General features: G+C 41.7%; 2 protein-coding genes. Both read left to right on the top strand.

What is annotated here, in order from left to right; all coding sequences use genetic code 11:
- Positions 1–480: 480 nt before the first annotated feature.
- Complete coding sequence (locus tag KTE19_RS08785) at positions 481–1344, top strand: hypothetical protein (protein WP_217164636.1); 864 nt, start codon at positions 481–483, stop codon at positions 1342–1344.
- Between the two features lie 136 nt (positions 1345–1480).
- Positions 1481–2110 carry a hypothetical protein gene (locus KTE19_RS08780; protein ID WP_217164634.1) on the top strand — a complete coding sequence of 210 codons (630 nt, stop codon included), beginning with the start codon at positions 1481–1483 and terminating at the stop codon, positions 2108–2110.
- The last annotated feature ends 131 nt before the right edge of the window (positions 2111–2241 follow it).

Here is a 2241-nt window from a genome sequence, read left to right as displayed (position 1 = left end):
ACCCCTGTAGAATACAGGAATCAAGCCATGGTAGCTTAAATCAATATCTAAACTTGTCTAACTTTTCTGTTGCACTTCATTTTGGATTTTAGAGGGGGCCTACTTATATGTTGAGCGCATTTCCACTATGTTCGGAGCATAAGCTATAAAGACCAATGATGAACGTTTTTTGTTCATTGTTGGTCTTTTTGTCTTATGTAGTAGGATTCAGGACTGTCGACGTGCATTTCTGCTATGTAATAGAGTACCGGTTTGACTCCGGAGAATATAGTTCACGCCTCCACCTCACTAGTTAATTTTGCTATGAGATCAATTATCCGGATGATTTATATTTACATAAATTTACCCCTAACAAATAAGATATATGTGATATGCTATTAATAGGGTCAACTGATTGCTTTCATTTGTAGTTCTTCGACAATAGGCTGATCGTTTTTATTACTGATTATCTTAATTGATACATGTACGGAGGCAATTTATTTGAAAAAACATCTGATTCTATTCGCCGGTTTAATTGTCAGTTTTGCCGGCCTTGCTCTGATGAGCATTCCACAAATTGTAAAAGCAGCTGGAGTTTATCACACCGTCAAATCTAAGACTGCTAACAATACTACTTTTCACTGGAATGGCAGTACGAAAGCTTACCTCTGGAATGATAATCTCACCCAAAAGAAACATCATTTAACCAATTACCCCAAAACGACCTGGTACGCCGCCAAAGTTTTAAAAATGACTAATGGCACCAAGACCGGAACCTTTTACTATGTCACCAGCCAATCTGGAAAAACGACGGGCTACGTTTGGAAAGGGTATTTGACCGCGGGAGCTTATGCCAGCAAGAAAGCCGTTGGTAGCGACTCAAACTGGATAACCAAGGGCAACCCTGGTGGGGTCCCCCATCCAACCAGTGCTGAGCTTAATGATCTACAGGGAGCTGATCCGGACCAATACGATTCAACGGTTACGTATTATCAAGACTTACCAGTCATTAAATCTTTTACTGGCACGACCTATAACTATAAGTTGGATGAAGCCGCTGCGGGCTATTTGGGAAACGACTATGACTCGGTTACCAGACACGATTGGGGCGACAAATTAAATGATATGAAGTTCATCAAAATATCGACCCAACTAACCGATCAGCAAATTCAAAAGTTGGCTGATGGCTCTCCAACCTTTAAAAGATTTGTCCTGAATGACTTAGCAAAACAACACATCAACCTGTCAGCCTATAAGGGATGGCAAATTGGCATGTTCAGTCTGCCAATTTATCAAACTGAATTAAAATCAGCTGGTAGTAATTCCCACATCGGCGAGTATGCAATTGCTTTATATAAGCCTTAGTAAGGGCTTAGCGTCTGCCCCAAAATTCCAATTCGTCAATCTTTACACCCCATCCAAAATATTATATGCTTTTGGTATTACCAAAACGACAGATTAATTATTGCAAATCCACACTATATCGACGGGGGAAAGTAACTTGTTATATTTATCAGTTTTCTTATGTGTTGTCGGCGCGATTATGATTCTACTTGGATTCTTCTCACTTAGAACCGCAATGTACAAAAATCAAACTCGCGGCCTGATTGTCTTTCTCATTGCCATCGCGGTTGTCATGATTGCTATCGGGGGCTATTTAATGCCAGGGGCTATTCGCAGCCAAAATGAAACAAAGGAAACCCCGCCGACTGAAAAACAGCAACAAATGTCATCAATGGCCAGCCATAACAAAAACATGGTCTTCGATGCCGGCGAAAAGAAGCAGGCGGCCGCCCGTCGTCAATTAAACGAAGCCAATGTTTTGAAGACACTTAAGGGAAGTTACCGTAAACTCGGCAAGGTTGATTTTAACGAAAAGACCAAGGTCTACACCCTCACCATCACCAATAAAGACTTCAACAAGGCAATGACCTACCTCAAGAAAAATCCGGACCAATCTAAAACAGTCCAGTGGCCATCCAGCGTGAAGGGCTTTACCAAAACCAGCTTGGTTATCAAAAAAGGGGCTGGGGCTGGCTATCAATTTAGAATTGTCGCCCCAATTCCATCGAAGCAGACCCTGTTAACAGTGGCCGATGGTAAGGTGTTGGAGAACTTTATCAAAGAATAAGTGAGCGCAGCAAAGCGGTTAATAACCGAAACATAAGTCTCCACAAGCGGAAATCCTGGTTCTGGATTTTTGTTTGTGGTGCTTATGTGCAGGTTATTGCTTTGAGAAGCTGTCCTAGAATAAGTGAGCGG

The organism is Lentilactobacillus dabitei (assembly GCF_019061365.1).
Lineage (GTDB): Bacteria > Bacillota > Bacilli > Lactobacillales > Lactobacillaceae > Lentilactobacillus > Lentilactobacillus dabitei.
The sequence above is the reverse complement of the archived record's forward strand: the minus strand, read 5'-3'. Positions and strand labels throughout refer to the sequence as shown.